Source organism: Mesorhizobium zhangyense (assembly GCF_011045115.1).
In the GTDB taxonomy this organism is placed as follows: Bacteria; Pseudomonadota; Alphaproteobacteria; order Rhizobiales; family Rhizobiaceae; genus Mesorhizobium_M; species Mesorhizobium_M zhangyense.
In genome coordinates this window covers 167,560-188,589 of the sequence record NZ_JAAKZG010000011.1, presented here as the reverse complement: position 1 = coordinate 188,589, position 21,030 = coordinate 167,560, and the positions used below count along the sequence as shown (strand labels likewise).

At 61.5% G+C, this 21,030-nt stretch carries 20 protein-coding genes and 1 tRNA gene; 6 read left to right on the top strand and 15 right to left on the bottom strand.

Annotation, left to right across the window (positions count from 1 at the left end; translation table 11 throughout):
* Positions 1 to 468: 468 nt before the first annotated feature.
* From G6N74_RS22680 to G6N74_RS22655, 7 genes are all read right to left on the bottom strand, one after another.
* The gene (locus tag G6N74_RS22680) at positions 469 to 1,503 is read right to left on the bottom strand and encodes an aspartate-semialdehyde dehydrogenase (RefSeq protein WP_165120269.1); all 1,035 of its coding nucleotides are present in this window, start codon (positions 1,501 to 1,503) and stop codon (positions 469 to 471) included.
* Between the two features lie 104 nt (positions 1,504 to 1,607).
* Complete coding sequence (locus G6N74_RS31245; protein ID WP_281354027.1) at positions 1,608 to 1,736, bottom strand: hypothetical protein; 129 nt, start codon at positions 1,734 to 1,736, stop codon at positions 1,608 to 1,610.
* 121 nt (positions 1,737 to 1,857) lie between these two features.
* Positions 1,858 to 2,961, bottom strand: coding sequence for a 3-isopropylmalate dehydrogenase (gene leuB / locus G6N74_RS22675; RefSeq protein WP_165120268.1), 1,104 nt, complete (start codon positions 2,959 to 2,961; stop codon positions 1,858 to 1,860).
* 85 nt (positions 2,962 to 3,046) lie between these two features.
* Positions 3,047 to 3,430, bottom strand: a complete 384-nt coding sequence (locus G6N74_RS22670; RefSeq protein WP_165120267.1) for a RidA family protein — start codon at positions 3,428 to 3,430, stop codon at positions 3,047 to 3,049.
* 12 nt (positions 3,431 to 3,442) lie between these two features.
* On the bottom strand, positions 3,443 to 4,270 hold the full coding sequence (locus G6N74_RS22665; RefSeq protein WP_165120266.1) for an Ivy family c-type lysozyme inhibitor: 828 nt from the start codon (positions 4,268 to 4,270) through the stop codon (positions 3,443 to 3,445).
* 201 nt (positions 4,271 to 4,471) lie between these two features.
* On the bottom strand, positions 4,472 to 5,077 hold the full coding sequence (gene leuD / locus G6N74_RS22660) for a 3-isopropylmalate dehydratase small subunit (RefSeq protein ID WP_165120265.1): 606 nt from the start codon (positions 5,075 to 5,077) through the stop codon (positions 4,472 to 4,474).
* 92 nt (positions 5,078 to 5,169) lie between these two features.
* On the bottom strand, positions 5,170 to 6,339 hold the full coding sequence (locus tag G6N74_RS22655) for an NAD(P)/FAD-dependent oxidoreductase (protein WP_165120264.1): 1,170 nt from the start codon (positions 6,337 to 6,339) through the stop codon (positions 5,170 to 5,172).
* A 95-nt stretch (positions 6,340 to 6,434) separates the two neighbouring features.
* Between G6N74_RS22655 and G6N74_RS22650 the strand changes: the two genes are divergently transcribed.
* Together G6N74_RS22650 and G6N74_RS22645 are read left to right on the top strand one after the other, a co-directional pair.
* Complete coding sequence (locus tag G6N74_RS22650) at positions 6,435 to 7,316, top strand: HpcH/HpaI aldolase/citrate lyase family protein (protein ID WP_165120263.1); 882 nt, start codon at positions 6,435 to 6,437, stop codon at positions 7,314 to 7,316.
* 55 nt (positions 7,317 to 7,371) lie between these two features.
* Positions 7,372 to 7,581, top strand: a complete 210-nt coding sequence (locus tag G6N74_RS22645) for a DUF1737 domain-containing protein (RefSeq protein WP_165120262.1) — start codon at positions 7,372 to 7,374, stop codon at positions 7,579 to 7,581.
* Between the two features lie 4 nt (positions 7,582 to 7,585).
* On the opposite strand, the gene G6N74_RS22640 is transcribed toward G6N74_RS22645, so the two are convergent.
* Together G6N74_RS22640 and G6N74_RS22635 are read right to left on the bottom strand one after the other, a co-directional pair.
* Positions 7,586 to 7,924, bottom strand: a complete 339-nt coding sequence (locus G6N74_RS22640) for a YunG family protein (RefSeq protein ID WP_165120261.1) — start codon at positions 7,922 to 7,924, stop codon at positions 7,586 to 7,588.
* Positions 7,925 to 7,932: 8 nt separating this feature from the next.
* Positions 7,933 to 8,367 (bottom strand): metallopeptidase family protein, encoded by a 435-nt coding sequence (locus G6N74_RS22635; RefSeq protein WP_165120260.1) that lies wholly within the window; start codon positions 8,365 to 8,367, stop codon positions 7,933 to 7,935.
* A 200-nt stretch (positions 8,368 to 8,567) separates the two neighbouring features.
* Between G6N74_RS22635 and G6N74_RS30890 the strand changes: the two genes are divergently transcribed.
* The 3 genes from G6N74_RS30890 to G6N74_RS22625 are packed head-to-tail and all read left to right on the top strand — an operon-like array spanning position 8,568 to position 14,369.
* Positions 8,568 to 9,572 (top strand): ImuA family protein, encoded by a 1,005-nt coding sequence (locus G6N74_RS30890; protein ID WP_246245875.1) that lies wholly within the window; start codon positions 8,568 to 8,570, stop codon positions 9,570 to 9,572.
* Positions 9,454 to 10,983, top strand: a complete 1,530-nt coding sequence (locus tag G6N74_RS22630) for a DUF6504 family protein (protein WP_246245885.1) — start codon at positions 9,454 to 9,456, stop codon at positions 10,981 to 10,983. Before G6N74_RS30890 ends, G6N74_RS22630 begins: the two co-directional genes overlap by 119 nt.
* The gene (locus G6N74_RS22625; RefSeq protein WP_165120258.1) at positions 10,980 to 14,369 is read left to right on the top strand and encodes an error-prone DNA polymerase; all 3,390 of its coding nucleotides are present in this window, start codon (positions 10,980 to 10,982) and stop codon (positions 14,367 to 14,369) included. Before G6N74_RS22630 ends, G6N74_RS22625 begins: the two co-directional genes overlap by 4 nt.
* Before the next feature lie 46 nt (positions 14,370 to 14,415).
* Here the strand turns inward: G6N74_RS22625 and G6N74_RS22620 are convergent, their stop codons facing one another.
* The 4 genes from G6N74_RS22620 to G6N74_RS22605 all read right to left on the bottom strand — a co-directional run bounded on the left by G6N74_RS22620 (position 14,416) and on the right by G6N74_RS22605 (position 17,077).
* Positions 14,416 to 14,649 (bottom strand): Trm112 family protein, encoded by a 234-nt coding sequence (locus G6N74_RS22620; RefSeq protein WP_165120257.1) that lies wholly within the window; start codon positions 14,647 to 14,649, stop codon positions 14,416 to 14,418.
* A 24-nt stretch (positions 14,650 to 14,673) separates the two neighbouring features.
* Positions 14,674 to 15,345: an LON peptidase substrate-binding domain-containing protein gene (locus G6N74_RS22615; RefSeq protein ID WP_165120256.1), complete on the bottom strand. Its 672-nt coding sequence runs from the start codon at positions 15,343 to 15,345 to the stop codon at positions 14,674 to 14,676.
* A gap of 133 nt (positions 15,346 to 15,478) precedes the next feature.
* Positions 15,479 to 16,486, bottom strand: coding sequence for a thioredoxin (gene trxA, locus G6N74_RS22610; RefSeq protein ID WP_165120255.1), 1,008 nt, complete (start codon positions 16,484 to 16,486; stop codon positions 15,479 to 15,481).
* 93 nt (positions 16,487 to 16,579) lie between these two features.
* The gene (locus G6N74_RS22605; RefSeq protein ID WP_165120288.1) at positions 16,580 to 17,077 is read right to left on the bottom strand and encodes a prolyl-tRNA synthetase associated domain-containing protein; all 498 of its coding nucleotides are present in this window, start codon (positions 17,075 to 17,077) and stop codon (positions 16,580 to 16,582) included.
* A 231-nt stretch (positions 17,078 to 17,308) separates the two neighbouring features.
* On the opposite strand from G6N74_RS22605, the gene G6N74_RS22600 reads away from it, so the two are divergent.
* Positions 17,309 to 17,383 (top strand) — tRNA-Gly (locus G6N74_RS22600).
* Positions 17,384 to 17,455: 72 nt separating this feature from the next.
* Here the strand turns inward: G6N74_RS22600 and G6N74_RS22595 are convergent.
* Positions 17,456 to 18,868, bottom strand: a complete 1,413-nt coding sequence (locus G6N74_RS22595; protein WP_165120254.1) for an HlyD family type I secretion periplasmic adaptor subunit — start codon at positions 18,866 to 18,868, stop codon at positions 17,456 to 17,458.
* On the bottom strand, positions 18,865 to 21,009 hold the full coding sequence (locus tag G6N74_RS22590) for a peptidase domain-containing ABC transporter (protein WP_165120253.1): 2,145 nt from the start codon (positions 21,007 to 21,009) through the stop codon (positions 18,865 to 18,867). The genes G6N74_RS22595 and G6N74_RS22590 overlap by 4 nt, the downstream gene beginning before the upstream one ends.
* Positions 21,010 to 21,030: the final 21 nt, after the last annotated feature.

Here is a 21,030-nt window from a genome sequence, read left to right as displayed (position 1 = left end):
CTAAAATTAGGAAGGCACGGCCAAGCGCCCCGCTTCCCGATCTTTGACAATGGCCAGACTGCGATGCAGGGCGTGGCGATGAACAGGTGCGCCGGCGCTAACCTCCCCCTTGAGGGGAGGTCGCGCACTGAGCGAAGCGAAGGAAGCGGGTGGGGTCCTTGGCGACAAACTCGACGCAGAATCGATGCCGAGCACTGCCGCAACGACCCCTCTTGGCCCGACGGGCCACCCTCCCCTCAAGGGGGAGGGAAACACCGGCGCTATCTTGCCTAACGACCGAAGGTCGAGCCCGCGACTGCGGGCCGCCGGTCGTCCGGCGCCCCCGCGGAGGATCAGCCGCCGGAACGGCGGCGAAACGATCCGTGAGCGAAAACTACCGGCCGAAGGCCGCAAGCGCGACCGCGCGCCGCACCCCGTAGCGCGCCCCGTCTGGAGCGAGCCGCAAAGCGGTGGCAGCGTGAGGACAGATCAAGCCGCCTTCTTCTTCGGCGTGATCAAGCCCCGCTCGACCAGCAGCTCTGCGATCTGCACCGCATTGAGCGCCGCGCCCTTGCGCAGATTGTCGGAGACGATCCACATGGCAAGGCCGTTGTCGACGGTCGAGTCCTCGCGGATGCGCGAGATGTAGGTGGCATCCTCGCCGGCAGAATCGATTGGCGTGGCGTAGCCGCCGTCCTCACGCTTGTCGATGACGAGACAGCCCGGCGCATCGCGCAGGATCTCGCGCGCTTCGTCGGCGGTGATCGGGTCCTCGAACTCGATGTTGACGGCTTCCGAATGGCCGATGAACACCGGCACGCGCACGCAGGTTGCGGTCAGCTTGATCTTGGGGTCGAGCATCTTCTTGGTCTCGGCGACCATCTTCCACTCTTCCTTGGTGAAGCCGTCATCCAGGAAAACGTCGATATGCGGAATGACGTTGAAGGCGATGCGCTTGGTGAACTTCTTGGCCTCGACCGGGTCGGCGACGAACACCGCGCGGGTCTGCGTGAACAGCTCGTCCATGCCTTCCTTGCCGGCGCCGGAAACCGACTGGTAGGTCGCCACCACGACGCGCTTGATCCGGGCCTTGTCGTGTAGCGGCTTCAGCGCCACGACGAGCTGGGCGGTCGAGCAGTTCGGGTTGGCGATGATGTTCTTCTTGGAGAAGCCCGAAATCGCGTCCGGGTTCACTTCCGGCACGATCAGCGGCACGTCCTGGTCGTAGCGGAAGGCCGAGGAGTTATCGATGACGACGCAGCCCTGCTTGCCGATCTTCGGCGACCATTCCTTCGAGACGTTGCCGCCGGCCGACATGATGCAGAGATCGGTGTCGGAAAAGTCATAGGTGTCGAGCACCTTGACCTTCAGCGTGCGGTCGCCGAACGACACTTCGGTGCCGAGCGAACGGCGCGAGGCGAGTGCGACGACCTCGTCGACCGGAAAGCCGCGTTCTTCGAGGATATTGAGCATTTCGCGGCCCACATTGCCCGTGGCACCAACGATCGCAACCTTGAAACCCATATTATGTTCTCCTGTCCCTCTCCGCTCGTTTTGGAGAAAACCCGCCGGCCGGTGCGGGCTTCGCCCCCGGGCCGGACCCGGGAGGGGCGAGCAGGCCAGGGAGATCAGACCGTTTTGGTGGTCGTTTTGGCCGCGGTTTTGGTGGTGCGAAGCTGCGCGCGCTCGTGCCCGCCCTGGGAAACCCCATGGCCGGGAAAGTCGATTGCGAAAAGCGCCATAAGCAGGCCGCGCATGAAAGGCTCCGTCTCGGCGCATCGATTATGCGCCGGAATAGTTCGTGCTGGCTTTTACGCGCTTTGCGTCAAGAGTCAATCTGGCAGAAGCCGGCGTTCCGCCTCCTGCCGATCGCAACGACTAGGCGAAGAACTTTGCCACGATCGCATCGCCCATCGCCGTCGTGCCGACTTCGGTCTTGCCTTCGGACATGATGTCCTTGGTGCGCAGGCCCTCGTCCAGCACCGAAGCAATCGCCGCTTCGAGACGGTCGGCTTCAGTCACCATGTTGAAGGAATAGCGCAGGCACATGGCAAAGGATGCGATCATGGCGATCGGGTTGGCGATACCCTTGCCGGCAATGTCCGGGGCCGAGCCATGCACCGGCTCATAGAGCGCCTTGCGCTTGCCGGTCTTGGCGTCCGGCGCGCCGAGCGAAGCCGAGGGCAGCATGCCGAGCGAACCGGTGAGCATGGCGGCGACGTCCGACAGCATGTCGCCGAACAGATTGTCGGTGACGATGACGTCGAACTGCTTGGGCCAGCGCACCAGCTGCATGCCGCCGGCATCGGCCAGCATGTGGTCGAGCTTGACGTCGGAATATTTGGCCTTGTGGGTGGCGGTCACCACCTCGTTCCACAAGACGCCCGACTTCATGACGTTGCGCTTTTCCATCGAGGTGACGCGGTTCTGCCGGGTGCGGGCCAGCTCGAAGGCGACGCCCGAAATGCGCTCGATCTCGAAGGTGTCATAGACCTGCGTGTCGATGCCGCGCTTCTGGCCGTTGCCGAGATCGATGATCTCCTTCGGCTCACCGAAATAGACGCCGCCGGTCAGCTCACGCACGATGAGGATGTCGAGGCCCTCGACGACTTCCGGCTTCAGCGAGGACGACGCGGCAAGTGCCGGATAGCAGATGGCCGGGCGCAGGTTGGCGAACAGCTCCATGTCCTTGCGCAGGCGCAGCAGGCCGGCTTCGGGGCGCACCTCGTAAGGCACCGCATCCCACTTCGGCCCGCCGACGGCGCCGAACAGCACCGCATCCGCCGCCATCGCCTTTGCCATGTCAGCATCCGAAATCGCCTTGCCATGGGCATCGTAAGCGCAGCCGCCGACCAGGCCTTCTTCGGTCTCGAAGCCGGTGCCGAGTTTCTCGTTCATCGCCACAATGAGCTTGCGAACCTCGGCCATTGCCTCGGGACCGATGCCGTCGCCGGCGAGAAGGAGAAGCTTGCGCGATGCCATGGGAAAACCTTTCAAGGAAGCCGTGAACCGGCGTCTTGCTAAACGCCTGAGGCGCGGCGCGCAAGACGGAAAGGCTTGGTGCAGATCAAGAAGAACGCCTGAGCGCCGTTACTTCGATCTCGATTTTCATTTCCGGCTTGTTGAGCTGGCAGACGATCATCGTCGCTGCCGGCCTGATCTCGCCAAAAGCCTCGCCGAGGATCGGGAACACCCGGTCCACAAAACTGTCGCTGGTGATGTAGTAATGCGCCCGCACCACATCAGCGAGCGCGAAGCCACCATCCTCGAGCGCCTTGGTGATTGTTTTCAGGCAATTGCGGGTCTGGTCCTCGACGCTGTCGGGCATGGTCATCGTCGCATAGTCATAGCCGGTCGTGCCCGAGACAAAGCACCAGTCGCCCTGCACCACCGCCCGCGAATAGCCGGCGGTTTTTTCGAAGGGCGAGCCGGTGGAAATCAGTTTGCGCATGAAATCAGACCATTATTGCTCGAGGGATTTCTTCATCGCTTCGCGAATTTCAGCCGGCCAGGTGTCGAGCGCCGGCCATGCATCAGGCTCGGCCCCATCGCCCTGCTGCGCGAAATACACGGCCTTCGTCTTCTGGTCGAAAGCGAAGAAACCGTCGCCACCGCCGCAGGCATGGGGAATGCAGCCGCTGCCATAGAGAATGCCGGAAGCCGTCTTTTCAGGCCCGCCCGAAACCGAAAGCGCCAGCGCGACGTTTTCGAGACTATCGCCGAGAACCTTCCTGGCGGCATCATAGAAATCGCCATTGGCGAAGAGATCGTAAGGGTGGGTGATCTTGGCCGGATCGATATCGGCCCATTTGGTGCCAGGCTGCGGCGTAAAGCTCATCTCGCCGGCAACGCGCAAGCCTTCTTCCGGCGACCAGCTTTGCACGTTGGCAGTGGAGCCCGGGCGCAGATAAGGCACGAAATAGAGGCTGTCCTCCGTTGCAGCCGCGGGCGGCGCGCCGCAATCCTCGCCCACCGTCGCGGTCTTGAGTTCGCCGCCCTCGGGTTTCCAGACGATCACGGTTGCGGGGCCGCAGGCATTGCCGCCATCGCCGACCGCGAAAAGGGCCACTTTCGTGCCATCGAGATCGACCGTGCGGTCGTAATAGACGACATAGTTGCGGGCCAGTTCCTTGCCGTCGAAGGCGAGAATCTTGTCGAGATCGGCCGTCTCCTTGATGGTCAGAGTTCCGCCCGCAAAGGGGATCGAACTCGGCTGACCTTCCTGCGCGACGGCCAAAGCGGTCGCGGCAAAGATGAAACCGGTGGTGAAAAGAGAGATGGCCCAGCGCATGACAAGCTCCGAATCAGGGAGTTTCGGAATGCCGGAAAATAGGGACTTCCGGCGATTACAGCGCCGCGCGTCTACATGCAAAGGACGCTGTAACACTTCGAATCGACGCCATCGACCATGCCACAGGCCGGCAGACGCTGTCAGCTCCGAAGGAAATCTTTCGAGGCCGAGGCAAAGCTCATCGTCTGGGATTGAGGGGCATTACGCCCAGGGCCGGCTCTCCGCGTTCTTCTTCTCGAAGGCGCTGATCGACGATGCCTTTTCCATGGTCAGCCCGATATCGTCGAGGCCGTTGAGCAGGCAGTGACGCTTGAAATCGTCGAGGTCGAACTTGACCACGCCACCGTCGGGACCGCGGATTTCCTTGGCTTCGAGATCGACCGAGACCGTCGCATTGGCGCCGCGCGAGGCGTCGTCCATCAGCTTGTCGAGGTCTTCCGGGCTGACCGTGATCGGCAGGATGCCGTTCTTGAAGCAGTTGTTGTAGAAGATGTCGGCGAAGCTGGTCGAAATGACGCAGCGGATGCCGAAATCGAGCAGCGCCCAGGGCGCATGTTCGCGCGACGAGCCGCAGCCGAAATTGTCGCCGGCAACCAGGATCTGCGCCTTGCGATAGGCCGGCTTGTTGAGCACGAAATCCGGATTTTCCGAACCGTCCTCGTTGAAGCGCATTTCGGCGAAAAGCCCGACGCTCAGGCCCGTCCGCTTGATCGTCTTGAGGTAATCCTTGGGGATGATCATGTCGGTGTCGACATTGACGATCGGCAAGGGTGCGGCGACGCCGGTGAGCTTGGTGAACTTTTCCATGGCTTCTGCCCGTTTCTGGTTCCGGGAAATTGTTTCGGCCCTGCTTTACACAAAGCAAGCCGGGAATCAAAGAACTTGATTCGAAGCGACCTTCAAATCACGTTGAGTTCGCGGAACGGCCGGTTCTCCGTGACGCGCCCATAGCCGAAGGCCGAGCAGTCGATGGTCCTGTAGGCGCCATGGACCAAAAATTCGGCCAGTGCCTTGCCGACCGCCGGAGCCTGCTGCAGGCCGTGACCGGAAAACCCGTTGGCAAAGACAAAATTCTGCACTTCGGGGTGCGGGCCGATGACGGCATTCTGGTCGAGCGTATTGTAGTCGTAATGCCCGGCCCAGGCACGGGTCGCCTTGATTGCCTCGAAGGCCGGCACACGGGTCGCCAGAACAGGCCAGATCGTCTCTTCGAACAGCGACCAGTCCGGGTCGAAATCCTTGGGGTCGGCGGGGCCTTCGCCCTCTTCATTCTCTGCACCGCCGGTGATGTAGACCGAGCCTTCAGGCCGCACATAGATGCCGCTCGGATCGACCATCAGCGGCATGTCGGCGAACTTGTCGTGGGCCACGAAAATGAAGACGCTGCGCTTGCGCGGCTCGACCGGCAGGACCAGCCCGGCCATGGCCGCAACCTTGCCGGCCGAGGGGCCGGCGGCGTTGAAGATCGTGCCGCCCTCCAGCCGGTCGCCGTTGTCCAGCGTGACGGCGACGACACGGTCACCTTCGCGCTCTATGCCGGTAACGGCATGGGTGATGAAATCGACGTTCTTTTCGCGCAACGCCTTGCGGAACAGCATCAGCATGGCATGGGCGTCGAACCAGCCCTCGCCCGAACGGCCATAGGCCCCGGCCGAAACGCCTTCGGTCGAGATCCAGGAAAAACGCTTTTCAAGGGCTGCGGCATTTTCCAGCAAAATATCCGCGCCTTCGGCCATCTGCGCCGCATGGTTCTGCTGCAGGATCGGCAGTCCGTTTTCGCCGGCGAGTATGAGATAGCCACCCTCGCGGAAGCCTATATCGGCACCAGTACCGAACTCCTGCTCCAGCCGTCGGAACAGCGCCAGCGTGAACTGCGACAGCCGAATGTTTTCGGGAATGGAGAACTGCTGGCGGATCGAGGCGCAAGACAGCGTCGTGGACGAGTAGGTGAATTGCGGGTCGCGCTCGATCAGCGCGATGGAGCCCGAAAATCCTTCCTCGCGCAGATAATAGGCGATCGAACTGCCGACAATCGCCCCGCCGATGATGATGACGTCATATCGCGCCATGTGCATGTCCCTGATGCCAGAATCGAATATCGTTGCTTATCAAGGTTTCCAGCTTGCGTCTTGCAAGAGCCAGCATTGCCGGGCAAGAAGACCACATGACGCAAGAAACCCGCCTCTATCTGCGCCGTTCAGTGCTCTATGTGCCCGCTTCCAACGACAAGGCGCTGGCCAAGCTGGCATCCCTTGCCTGCGACGCAGTAATCATCGATCTGGAAGACGCCGTGGCTCCGGCAGAAAAGATCACCGCCCGCGAAAAGCTCGGCATCATCTTCAAGAACCGCCCGTCCGGCATTCGCGAGATGATCATCCGCATCAATGCGGTCTCCAGCGAATGGGGCCCGGACGATCTTCTGGCCGCCGCCGCCTGCGAGCCCGACGGCATATTGCTGCCCAAGGTCGACACGCCGCGCGACGTGCTGGAAGCCGGCGACGTGCTCGACGACAATGACGCGCCCGACAGCCTGTGCCTCTGGGCGATGATCGAGACCCCGAAATCGCTGCTCAACATCGGTGCCATCGCCGAGCTTGGCCGCGACGCCGCCTCGCGGCTGTCCTGCCTGGTCGCCGGCACCAACGATCTTGTCGCCGCAACCGGCGTTCTGGCAACGCCCGACCGGCGCTATCTCATGCCCTGGCTGATGCAGATGCTGCTGGCCGCGCGTGCCGGCGGCCTCGACATCGTCGACGGCGTCAGCAATGATTTTCGCGACCTTGAAGCCTTTGCCGCCGAATGCACGCAAGCCGCGGCCATGGGTTTTGACGGCAAGACGCTGATTCACCCGGCGCAGATCGAGCCGGCGAACACGGTCTTTTCGCCGTCGGAAACGGCACGCAAGGAAGCCGAGAAAATCGTGGCCGCCTTTGCGCTTCCCGAAAACGCCGGAAAGGGCGCGATCGGCCTCGACGGGCGCATGGTCGAACTGCTTCATCGCGCGCAGGCCGAAAGGCTGCTGGCGAAAGCGTCCATGATTGGCTAGAAATTATCGAACGCTCTGATGCCGAAGCCGGCCGGGGCATGACGGGAATGACGACATGAAACTCTACCGCTTTCTGACCGGACCGGACGATGCGAGCTTCTGCCACAAGGTCACGGCTGCCATGAACAAGGGCTGGCACCTGTTCGGCTCGCCGACCTATGCCTACGACGCCGAAGCCAAGATCATGAAATGCGGTCAGGCCGTGGTGAAGGACGTCGACGGCCAGGAATACGAGGCAGGCGTCACCAAGCTGAGCGACTGGTAGTCGTCTACATCTGCAATCTGGCTTTGAGCGCTTCATACTGGCGAGGCGAAGTATCTGCCATCGCCTCATCGCGGTTGGATGGCAGGTCTTCGAAAGGTATTGGATAATCGAACTGGCTGACGGTCAGATCCCATCTGACGCCGTCGATCATATTGTAGAAATGCGTGCCGCCTTTCGTCCAGGTTTTGAGGATTTCGCCTCCAAACGCATCCTGCACGACAAGCGAGGTAACGCTGCACTGCCCTCTCGCGGGGTTATCAAGGCTCCAAACCCCCGAGCTTTCAGAACTCCATGCAGCCTTCAACTTTTCATAGAGCTGATCGGGTGTTTTGAAAGCGCTCACTGGATTGATCAGCTTTGAGGATGTTCCGCCTCCTCCTCGAGCTTCTCCATATCGTCGTCGGAGAGGCCGAAATGGTGGCCGATCTCATGGATGAGCACATGGGTGACGATGTCGCCCAGCGTTTCCTCGTTCTCTGACCAGTAATCCAGGATGGCGCGGCGATAGAGCGTCACCCGGTTCGGCCCCTCGCCGGTCTGCGGATTCCAGCGCTCGGCAATGCCACGGCCTTCGAACAGGCCAAGCAGGTCAAACGGCGTTTCCAGCGACAGGTCGTCCATGATCTCGTCGGTCGGAAATTCGGCGATCTGGATGATGACCTCACCGGTGAGCTTGCGAAACTCCTCCGGCAGATGAGCATAGGCTTCGAGAGCCATGAACTCCATTTCTTCCATCGATGGTGAAAGCTGGTCGTGCCAGGAGCGGGTCTTGTAGATGCGAGCCATTCTTTTCCCTTTTGACCGCATATAGCCTTTCAGAGCACGGCTTTCGAGGCTTTTGCGCGCTTATCGGGAAATTAGCCGGGACAGCCGGTTCGGCTGAACGCCCAAAAGGAATAAATTCTCCTCGCGTTCCGCTTGACTCTTCGGGCGCGCTCTGGAATCTATAAGAACATAACAGGAACATATCAGAAAAGCAGACCGTCATGGCGACATCCGCCGTGGCGCAGGAAATCGTTTTTGCCCTGCGCCAGAAAATCGCCCGCATAGAAGGCACGCTGCCCGAGCGTCTGGCGCGCCCTGCCGGCACGCCTTCGGCTGAGGAAACCATGGTGCTTCGGCGTCATGGTGTAACAGTCGTGCAGGACCTTTTGCTGACGGGCGCGGAGAATTTCGATACGGCACTGGGCGGCGGCTTGCCCAAGGCCGCGCTGACGGAAATCCATGGCGCACAAACCCGCGACGCCGGCGCTGTGGCAGGTTTTGCCCTGGCGCTCGCCGGACTGCTTGTGAAGAATGCCGCGCAGCCGAAACTGCCCGTGCTGTGGATCGGCACGCATGAAATCTTCCGCGAGGCGGGCTTTCCCTATGCTCCGGGCCTGCATGCCCGTTTCGGCATCGCGCCGGAGAACCTCATGATCGTGGAAGCGCCGAAACTCGCGGATGCCATGTGGATCGCCGAGGAGGCGGCAAGCCTGAAGGCGCTTTCAGCCGTGATCCTGGAAATCCGCGGCAATCCGCACAAGCTCGACCTCGTCGCCACGCGACGCCTGCATCACCGTGCCCAGGATTCAGGCCGGCCCGTCTTCCTGCTGCGCCAGGCAGCGCAGCCCGAGCCGACCGCAGCCCCCGTGCGCCTGGTCGTCTCGCCGGCACCCGCCGCCCTGCGCTGGACGATCACTGGGCCCCTGCCCGATTCCATCGGCCCGCCCGGCTTCGCGGTCAGGATCGACAAAAGCCGCAATGCCTTGCCCGGACAGTTCACGCTGGAGTGGAACGCCGATGAACGCTCATTCGAAGAAAGACGGCCAGATGGTCTCGGCTCAAAGAATAATGGCGCTGTGGTTTCCGCACCTTTCCACCGAACGGATATTGCGCCAGCGGCTGGGGCGGTCCTGGCGTTCAAGCCGGCCACGGACGCAGCCGCCCCTCGTCATCAGCCATCGCGAAAAGAACACGCAGCGCATCGCCGCCCTCGACGAGCAGGCTGAACGGCTCAGGCTTAAGCCCGGCATGGGCATCGCCGACGCGCGCGCCATGCATCCCGGCATAGAGATCGTCGAGGCCGACACGCAAGCGGACCGCAGGCTGCTCGAAAGCCTGGCCGACTGGTGCGACCGCTATACGCCGCTGGTGGCGCTCGATGGGCAGGACGGGCTGTTTCTCGACATCACCGGCTGCGCCCATCTCTTCGGCGGCGAAAAATCCATGCTGGACGACATGCTGTCGCGGTTCTTCCATCAGGGTTTTGACGTCCGCGCCGGGCTGGCTTCGACACCGGGAGCGGCCTGGGCAGCGGCGCGATTTTGCGCGACCTCGGTCGTCTCGCCGGGGGAGGAGAAAAAAACCATGGCGCCCTTGCCGCTCGCCGCCCTGCGCCTCGCTCCCGAAACGGTCGCGTCTCTTGAGAGCGTGGGTTTGCGCACCACGGGCGCGATCCTGCAGGCGCCGCGCGCGCCCCTGGCGCGCCGTTTCGGCAAGGCGCTTCTCATGCGCCTCGACCAGGCGCTCGGCCATCTCGAGGAAGCAGTTTCGCCGCGCCTGCCCGTGGCTCCCCTGTCGGTGGAACGACATCTGTCCGAACCGATCATGCAGATGGACGAGATCGAACGTCTGGTCCTCCTGCTCGCCCGCAGTTTGAAAGCCGATCTCGAGCGGCGAGGCGAAGGTGCACGCGCCCTGCAACTCCTGCTGTTTCGGGTCGACGGCGCGGTCAGCCGCATCGGCGTCGGCACGTCACGTCCCTTGCGTGAACCGGGCCTGATCGGAAAACTGTTTCACGAAAGACTGGCCGCCCTCGAAGACGTTCTCGATGCCGGCTACGGCTTCGACCTTGTCCGCCTCTCCGTTCTGGCGACTGCTCCTTTCGAAATGGACCAGACCGACTTCACGGGGGATGTTTCCGGAAGCGACGAGGATCTGGCGCTCTTCGTCGACCGCGTAAGCGCCCGCCAGGACAGCAATGCCGTGCTGAAACCCGTTCCTGTCGAGAGCCACATCCCGGAAAGGGCGGTTTCCTTCGTGCCCTTTGCCGAGACAGGGAAAGCTTCCGGCCACGCAGGGAATAGAGTGGGTGAGACTGCGCTCGCCCGACCATCCCCCGGACCCGAGCGCCCGATCCGTCTTTTTCCCCAACCGGAACAGGTCGAGGTCATGGCCGCCGAAGTGCCCGACGGGCCGCCTGCCCGCTTCCGCTGGCGTCGCGCGCTCTATGAGGTCGCACGCGCGGAAGGCCCGGAGCGCATTTCCCCGGAATGGTGGCGCGATGGTGCGGATGAGGCAACGCGCGATTACTTCCGCATCGAGGATGCCGATGGCCGCCGCTACTGGCTTTTCCGCCAGGGGTTTTACGGCACCACGCAAGGCAATCCGCGCTGGTTCTTGCAGGGGCTTTTCGCATGAAGGATGACGTTTCGCGCCCGCCCGCCGCGTCTCCGCCATATGTCGAATTCGGCGTGCAATCGAATTTTTCCTTCCTGCGCGGCGCCTCGCGGCCGGAAGATCTGGTCGTTGCCGCCTGTTTTCTCGGCCATGCCGGCATAGGCCTTGCCGACCGCAACACCGTGGCCGGCGTCGTGCGCGCCTGGAGTCAGTCGAAACACATCAAGCTCTCGGAAGAGAGTAAGCCCCTATCGCTTCCCTATCATCCCGGTTGCCGACTGGTCTTTGCTGACGGCACGCCGGACGTGCTCGCCTATCCGCAGGACCGCAAGGGCTGGGGGCATCTGTGCCGCCTGCTGACGCAAGCCAATATGCGCGAGGAAAGCCCGAAAGGCGCGCCGCTTCTCTATGCCGACGACCTTTTCGAATGGGGCGACGGCATGTCCCTTGCCGTGCTGCCCGACCTCTCGGGGCCGGCGCAGGAGACGCTGGTCTTTCTACGCCGGCTCAAGGATCGTTTCGGCAGCAACCTCTGGCTTGCCGCCGCGCCCGATTACAGCGGCAACGATCGTTTCCGTCTCGAACAGGCGGCAGGCATGGCAACGGCCGCCGCCATCCCCCTGATGGCAACCAACGATGTCCTCTACCACACCGCCGACCAGCGACCCCTGCAGGATGTGTTGACCGCGATCCGGCTGAACAGACCCGTCGCTGAGTCAGGCCTCGAGCTTACGGCCAATGCCGAGCGTCATCTGAAGCCATCGACGGAGATGGCGCGGCTTTTCAAGGCCTATCCGCAGGCATTGGCGCAGACGCTGCGTTTTGCCGGAACGCTCTCCTTCTCTCTCCAGGATCTCGAATACAATTACCCGGACGAACCCACCGAATCCGGCCTGCCTTCGCAAGCCGAGCTGGAAAGGCTGGTATGGTTGGGCGCCAATGAACGCTATCCCGCAGGTGTACCTGAAAGAGTGGAGGGCCTTATCCGGCATGAAATCAGGATCATCAGAAAGCTGAACTATGCACGTTATTTTCTGACGGTTTACGACATTGTGAAGTACGCTCGCTCAAAGGGTATACTCTGTCAGGGGCGCGGCTCGGCGGCCAATTCCGTCGTATGCTTTTGCCTGAAGATTACGGATGTCGGCCCTGAGATCATCGACAGCCTGTTCGAACGCTTCATTTCCGAGAAACGCGGCGAACCGCCTGATATCGACGTCGATTTCGAGCATGAAAAGCGCGATATCGTCATGGAGTATATTTACAAGAAATATAGCGAGAAACGCACCGCGCTCGCTGCCTCCGTCGTCACTTATCGTGCCCGCTCCGCACTCCGGGAAACCGCCAAGGCCATGGGCCTTTCCGACGATGTCAGGGGCGCTCTTTCGGGATCGATCTGGGGCTGGTCGTCTTCCGAGCTAGGCGAGAAGGAGGCGAAGGCGGGTGGTCTCGACCAATCGGACTCAGCCACGAAACATGTGATCGACCGTTCAAACGAAATACTCGGCTTTCCGCGCCATCTCTCCCAGCATGTCGGCGGCTTCGTCATCACCAGGGATCGACTGGACGAGGTCGTGCCGATCATGAAGACGGCCATGGACGAACGGAAGATGGTCGAATGGGACAAGGACGATCTCGACGCAGTCAAAATCCTCAAGGTCGATATCCTGGCGCTCGGCATGCTTTCCTGCCTGAGGCGCGCCTTCGACATTCTGGAGGAGAGCTACAAGCATGACTGGCCGGAAAGGCTGACTTTGGCGACGATCCCGCCGGAGGAGACAAGCGTCTACGACATGATCTGCCGCGCCGACACGCTCGGTGTCTTCCAGATCGAGAGCCGCGCGCAAATGTCGATGCTGCCGCGTCTAAAACCTCGAAAATTCTATGATCTCGTCATCGAGGTCGCCATCGTGCGTCCCGGCCCGATCCAGGGTGACATGGTCCATCCCTATCTGCGTCGGCGAGAAAAGAAAGAAAAACCCGAATACCAGAAGCCTGAGCTTGAAGCGATTTTAGAGAAGACCCTTGGCGTGCCGCTGTTTCAGGAGCAGGCGATGAAGATCGCCATGGTTGCCGGAGGATTTTCACCCGACGAGGCCGATGAGTTACGGCGCGCCATGGCGACTTTCAAGCGTACCGGCACGATCAAGGACTATCGCAAACGTATGGTCGATGGCATGGAAAAAAATGGCTACGACCGTGCTTTTGCCGAACGTTGTTTCCGACAAATCGAAGGTTTTGGCGAATATGGCTTCCCCGAAAGCCACGCCGCGTCCTTTGCCCTGCTGGTCTATGCGTCGTCCTGGTTCAAGGCCTGGTATCCCGACGTTTTCTGCGCGGCGATCCTGAATTCGCAGCCGATGGGATTCTACAGACCGGCACAGCTTGTGCGCGATGCACAGGACCACGGTGTCGAGATACGGCCCATCGATGTCAACCATTCCGATTGGGATTGCCTGCTGGAGAAATCGCCCTTCGATCCCCGGCGGATCGCCGCGCGTCATGCCGGAATGCGCGATGTGATCAGGACCTGCCATGCGGTCCGCCTCGGTTTTCGGCAGATAAAGGGGCTCGCCAAGGACGCCATGGAAATTCTCGTGAAGAACCGAGGCTCGGGCTACACCTCCGTGCGCGATGTGTGGCTGCGCTCCGGGCTACGCGTCGATGCGATGGAAAGGCTGGCGCAGGCCGACGCCTTCCGCTCGATCGGCCTCGACCGGCGTGCCGCCCTGTGGGCCGTGCGCGCGCTGAACGGCAAGAGTGCCGCGGAAAGCCTGCCGCTGTTCGACCAACCCGATATCCGTTTGCGTGACAACGAACCCGAGACGAAGCTGCCCGTGATGCCGCTTGGCGAGCATGTCCTGCACGATTACCGGTCGCTCGGCCTCTCCCTGAAAGCGCATCCGCTCTCTTTCCTGCGCGGCAGGCTCGACAAGGCCGGCATCACGCCCAACGCGCTTCTGCCGGATTTGCCTAGCGGCAAGCGCATTTCCGTGGCCGGCCTTGTTCTCGTTCGTCAAAGGCCGGGTTCCGGCAAGGGTGTCGTCTTCATGACGCTCGAAGACGAGAAATCGATCGCCAACGTCATCGTCTGGCCAAAGATATTCGATCGCTTCCGGCCGGTGGTCATGGGCGCGCGTTTCGTCAGGGTGAAAGGCCGCCTGCAATCAGTATCGGACGTCATCCACATCGTGGCCGAAACCATCGAGGATCTGTCGCTATGGCTGGGCGAACTTTCCGAGGAGACCATGATAAGGCGGCTGGAGCGTAAAAAAGCCCAAAGCGCAAACCCGCCGGCGCAGGAAATCATTCATCCCGTCGAGAAAACCACGATACCGCACCGCGACTACGAAACCCTGTCCCGTCAGGCACGCAGCGTCATGCCGAAGGGGCGAAATTTTCAGTAAGCCGACGGGAGGCCGCGGCGGCCGATTTCACAGAACGCACGTCGCTCTAGTCGTCTTCCGATCCTGGTTTCGGTTTTGCTTCGTTGTCGATTTCAACGGTTCGCGCTTCGGAAGGCAGCATGACCGGAATGCCGTCACGAACCGGATAGGCAAGCCGTGCCAGCCGCGACACCAGTTCCTGGTGCTCGGCATCCCACGTCAACGGGCCTTTTGTCAGGGGACAGGCCAGCAACTCCAGGAGCTTGACGTCGATTGCCGGGTTTGGTTTTTCCTGATTCATCGGTCTCCGTCCAATCCCATGCGCCTATTGCAGGCTTGAGCCGAAGTCGTCGTTCTCGCGCGCAAGCACCATCTCGGTGATGGCGATCAGCGTATCGGCCCGCGTCTTCAGATCCGGCGCCTCCAAAAGGGCTTGCTTTTCCGCAGCGCCATAGGGCGCCATCATCGACAGCGCATTCACCAGCATAGCATTTTCGGCCCGGCTGACGCTTTCCCAATCGGCTTCAAGATCATTGGCTTCGAGATAGGCGCGGAATGCCTTCAGCAGAGCCAGCCGGTTGATTTCGCTTACGGTCGGGTCGTCCGACAGGTCAGCCACGAACGGCATGATGCGGCATTGGCGGAAAGGCGTTTTTACCGCCAGTTCCTGCGCCACGCGGAATCGGCAGACGCCCTGAAGCGAGATCAGATAACGGCCGTCACCGGATTCGGCGAATGACGAGATGCGCCCAATGCAACCCACCTCGCAAATCTCCGGCTCTCCGTCCTCGCGCAAGGACCCGTCGAGCGCCGGCTGAATCATGCCGATCAGACGCGTTCCGCCAACGGCCTCGTCGATCATCTCTAGATAGCGGGGTTCGAAAATATTGAGCGGCGTTCGCCCGCCCGGAAGAAGAAGCGCACCAGTCAGCGGAAAAATCGGGATGGTCGCCGGCAAATCCTTTGCCGCCCGATAATGTGCATTTCCCGCTTGCATTTTCGCCTCCGTGCCGGCCGGGCCAAAATCTGGCCAGTCCGAAAATCGCTTCCGGTTTCTCGGAAGCTTGACCAGCAATGTGGAATGGATGGCGGCAAGGGCAAGCCCTTGCCTCGGCCTTTCTCCAATCCAATCACGAAAACAGCAGCGACGACAGTTTTCGCCGGGTGGCCAGCGTCACCTCGTCGGTCATGCCCCATGCTTCGAAAAACTGCAGAAGCTGGGCGCGCGCGCCATCGTCGTTCCAGGTCCGGTCCGCCTTGACGATCGCCAGCAGATTGTCCGCGGCCTCCTGGCGCTGGCCGAGCCCGTTCTGGATCATGGCCAGGTCGAACCGGGCCTGATGATCCCTGGGGTTCGCCGCAAGGCGCGCCTCGAATTCTGCAGGATTGCCGAGCGATGCCGCCTGCTTGGCCAGAGCGAGCTTGGCTTTCACTGCCGAAAGCGCTGCCGTATCCTTGGCTTCGGCCGGCACTTTGGCCAGAATTTCCTCAGCACCAGCCACATCACCTGCCTCGAACAGAAGGTCCGCGAGGCCGGCCAGCGCGTCGAGATTGTCGGGATACTGCTGCAGCACGGCATCGAAAATGTCGGCTGCCGTCTGAATATCGCCGGCCGCACGCGCCTCGGCGGAGGCGGCCATGGCTTCCTCGAGCTGTCCCTTGCCGTCATCCTTGCCGGCGACCTTCTGGATGAAATCGCGAATCTGGCTCTCAGGCACCGCCCCCATGAAGCCGTCGACGGGCTGCCCATCTTTGAACGCGATGACCGCCGGGATCGACTGGATGCCGAGCTGCCCTGCAATCGCCGGATGGTCGTCTATGTTCATCTTGACCAGCTTGACCCGGCCTCTGGACTCTTGCACGGCCTTTTCGAGCGCCGGCGCCAGCTGCTTGCAAGGACCGCACCAGGGCGCCCAGAAATCCACAAGCACAGGCTGGTTTCGCGACTCTTGTATGACGTCGGCGGCAAAGCTCGCTGTCGTCGTGTCCTTCACGACGACAGGCTCCGCGCCAGCGTCGGAGCCAAGCACCATGGCGGGCGAGCCGCCCTGCGGTTCCGCCGGCTTGGGTGCGCCGTAGCTAAAGCTGGTGGCGTAATTGCCGCTGGGGCCGCCGAATGAATTGTCCTGGTTGCTCATTGTTACCCTTTCACCGCTTTCCGGTGCGTGTTCGGCTTATTCTACGCGCGCAATGGGCACACGGAAAACCGTTTTCCGTCACCCATGTGGCGATCATGCGGAGACTTTCAAGATAACCGGCTCGTGCCCGGTCGCTTTTACGAAGGCAACAAGGTCATCGCGAGAAATCGAGGTCGTCGCTTCGTTGGTAAGCGGATGGCCATTGATGACCGCATTTTCCATCAATGTGCTGTCCAGAATGACTTTTACGCGGCCTTCAGTGTCGTTGATCAGGCCAAACACGGTCACAGCACCAGGCACGACGCCTAAAAGCTCCATCAGCGCCTCGGGCTTGCCGAAAGAAACCCTGCCGGACGCCCCGATAAGATGGTGGATCTGCTTGAGATCGACCTCGGCGTCCTCATCGACGGTGACAAGGAAGAAATTATCCTTCTTGTCCTTCAGGAAGAGGTTCTTGGTGTGACCGCCGGGGATTTCGCCGCGCAACGACTGTGAATCGGCAACGGTGAAAAGCGGCGGATGCGCCTTGGTTGCAACCGCAATTCCAAGCCCTTCGAGAAAGGCAAAGAGCTCATCGGGATGTTTCGGCATGGACTGCATCCGGCTTGTCATTATCTCTGGTGGAACGGTTATCGCCAAAGATCGCATGGAAACAACCCCGTTCTGCGCAATGCGCCGAAACATTTGCGCGCGACGAGCCTGCCGAAATCCGGGGCGTTGCCGAAGACCACAATTATTACGCATCTTCGTGCAATTTTCCCTGTTGCATTCGGCCGACTCTTCCGCCATATAGGCGCGGCTTGCGGTCGAGAGACCGCGCGAGCGGGTGTAGCTCAGGGGTAGAGCACAACCTTGCCAAGGTTGGGGTCGAGCGTTCGAATCGCTTCACCCGCTCCAATTTACAAGCAACGAAAAGCCGCGGTTCGCCGCGGCTTTTTCGTTTTCAGGCGTCCAACGTCGAAATGCCGGTCACGGCTCGCGGATGGCATCGTCCAGGCCGCGCAGCAGCGGATAGAGGAAATAGGAAATCACTGTCCGCCGGCCGACTTTGATCTCGGCCGACACCGTCATGCCGGGTAACAGCCGGACGGGCTCGGCGGAAGCATGCAGCCGCGTGTCGGCGAGCAGGACGCGGGCCTTGAAATACGGAACCGCGGGCTGACCTGCCGCCGCCTCCTGCTGGCTCGGCGTGAAGGCATCGCGGCTGATCGTGCGGATCGAGCCGGAAGCCGTGCCGAATTTCTGGAACGGATAAGCGTCGAATTTGATCCGGACTTCCTTGTCCACCGCAATACGCCCGATGTCGCGCGAATTGACCGAGACTTCGGCCTCCAGAGGCACATTCAGGGGGACGAGCGTGACGATCGGCTCGGCCTCGCGCACAACGGAGCCGATGGAGCGCTGGGCAAGATCGAGCACGACCGCATCTGCCGGCGCGGTCAGGACAACCATATTGCGGCGCAGCTCCATTTTTTTAAGCTCTTCGCCGACCGTGTCGCGCTGGCTTCTGAGCTCGACAAGCTTTTCCATCGTCACGCGGCGGAAATCCTCGATGAAGGCCTGGCGATCGGCCCGGAGCTTCGCCAGCGAATGTCCGGCCTCCTCGGCCTTGCCGCGCAGCTGCGAGATGCTCGAATCGACATCGAGACGGGCGTCGCGCGAACTCAGGAGGTTGAGCAGCGAGCCGGTCTCCTGCTTGTACAATGTCTCGCGCGCATTTTCGATAAGGCTGAGATTTTCACGCCGGCTGAGCAGGATCGTTTCCTGCTCCTTGCCGGCCGTCATCGCCGCCGCCTGCCCTGCTATCTGCTGATCGAAATTCTGGATCTGCGCTACATAGAAGGCGAGCCGCTGGCCGAAGAGCTGGACCTGCAGCTGCTCATCCGCCGAACTGCCGGCGATCTTGGAATAATCGGCGCCGCTGAGTTCGGCCTCGCTGCGCTTGACCTGTGCATCGAGCGCGGCAAACTTCGCACGCTGCTGATCGACATCCGACTGGCTGAACGTTGCATCGAGTGTCGCCAGCGTCTGGCCGGCGCGAACCACATCGCCATTGGCGACATCGATCGAGCGGATGATGGAGGTTTCCAGCGGCTGCACGATGATGGTCGGCTGTGTGGTGATCAGCTTGCCGGGGGCGATGACCACCTCGTCGATCTGCGAGACCGAGGCCCATGTTATCGCGGCGGCGATGAGCGCGGTGACGCCATAGAGCGTAAGCCGCGCGATCTTCGGCGGCAAGCGTTCTTCAAGCTCCACCGCGTCCGACTGGAATTCCGCAATGACCGGCGGAAGCGGTGCGCGCTTCACAACCAGTTCGGTCGCCGGTTTGGTGACCGGAACGGGCAGGTTCTCGCTGGGCTTTGGCGTGTGCGCGTTCATGCCACCTGCCTCGTCTGCTGGGACCACAGGTGGCGATATGTCATGCAACGCGACACGAGCTGATCGTGGCGGCCGATATCGGCGATCTTGCCGCGGTCGACGACCAGGATGGCGTCGGCGTCGACCAGCGTCGACAGGCGATGCGAAACGATGATGACCGTGCGCCCCTCGGCAATCTTGCTGAGGTTCTGGCGGATGATCGCTTCGCTGTCGGGATCGAGCGCGCTGGTAGCTTCATCAAGGATAAGCAGTTTGGGATCGGTGATCAAAGCGCGCGCAATGGCGAGGCGCTGCTTCTGGCCGCCGGAGAGGTTCGACCCGTTTTCCTCCAGCAGGGTTTCGAAACCGCGCGGAAGGCGCTCGATGAATTCTTCCGCGCCGGCAATACGGGCGGCCTCGACAATCTCCTCGATGCTCGCATTCGGCTTTGCCGCCGCTATGTTTTCACGCACCGACCCCTTGAACAGGAAATTATCCTGCAGCACGACGCCGATGCTCGTTCTGAGATGAACGAGATCGATCTCGCGGCTGTCATAGCCATCCATGCGAACCAGCCCCTGCTGGTTCTGGTAAAGCCCCTGGATGAGGCGTGTAACCGTCGTCTTGCCCGAACCGCTCTTGCCGACGATGCCGAACACCGAGCCTGCAGGCACGGTGAACGAGACGTCGTCGAGCGCCGGCGCGCCATCGGGCCCGTAGCGGAACGTCACCTTTTCGAATTCGATCTGACCCTTGAGTTCGGGCCTGATGCCGCGCCCGCGCCCGAACTGCTCGGGGCGCTGGTTCATGATCTCGCCAAGCATGCGGACGGAAAGTGCTACCTCCTGGTACTCGTGAACCATGGTGACGATCTGGACGAGCGGCCCGGAAACCCGACCGGCGAGCATGTTGAAGGCAACGAGCGCGCCGATCGTCATCGTTCCGCTGAACACATCGAGCGCGCCAAGGCCGATGATGGCGACGCTCATCAGCTTTTCGAGAAGACCGGTCAGCGCCTGCGCGATGTTTGAGATCTTGTCGACACGGAAGCGAACCGAGATCGACTGCGCCGAGCTGTCGTCCCAGACGCGGCGCTGGCGCGGTTCCAGAGCAAGGGATTTGACGGTGCGCATGCCATGAACGGTTTCGACAAGCAGCGCCTGCCTCTCACCTTCCGCCTGATAGAGCGCCTGCAATCGTCTCTGGAACGGCCCGACAAGGCACATGACGACGAGGCCGACCAAAGCGGCAAAGCCAAGGACCACGAAGGTGAGCTTGACGCTGTAGAGAACCAGGATCGGTATGAAGACCAGAAGCGACAACCCGTCGAGAAGCGTCAGGAAGAGCCGCCCTGTCAGGAACTCGCGGATGCGCCCGGTCTGCTGCATATGCTTGACGAGAACGCCGGCCGATGCCTGCTCGAACAGCGCGATGGGTAGGTTCAGGAGATGCCCGAACGTGCGCGTCGCCATGCGGATATCGATCTTATTGGTCGCATAGAGGAGCAAATATTTCCTGAGAAAGGTGAAGGCCGCATCGAAGACAAGGGCAACGGCAACGCCGATCACAAGGACGGTGAGCGTCGCATAGCTCTGATGCACCAGCACCTTGTCGATGACGAGCTGGAAGAAGATCGGCGTTGTCAGGCCGAGCCCGTAGAGAACGAATGCCGCCAGGGCGACATCGCGGAAAAGGCTGCGCTGGCGGATAATTTCCGGCAAGAACCAGCGGAAGCCGAACGGCTGATCATCATCGGCGAGACGGTAATTGCGCTTCAGAAGGATAACGGAGCCGCTCCAGCCCTTCGAAAACTGCTGTTCGTTCAGCAGAAGGAATTCCGGACGCTGGGCCAGCGGGTCGAGGATGCGGATCATATCCTCTTCGCCGCCAATGGCGGCGCCGGCAATCACCACCCAGTTGCCGTTTTCGAGTTCGGCAAGCAGCGGATAGGCATCGCCCAACTGGAAAAGCGCGCGCCAGGCAAGCTTCATATGCCGGGCGCGCAGCCCGGAATCCTTGGCCATTCGCAGGAGCTTCCGCGTAGCGACGGGCTGGTCGCCCACGGCATAATCGTGAACGAGCCGTTCGGGCGATAGGTCGACGCCATGATGGCGCGCGACCAAGGCCAGGCATTGAAGGCTGGTATGCTGATACGTGTCCATGGCCCCGCCCGAGCAATAGAA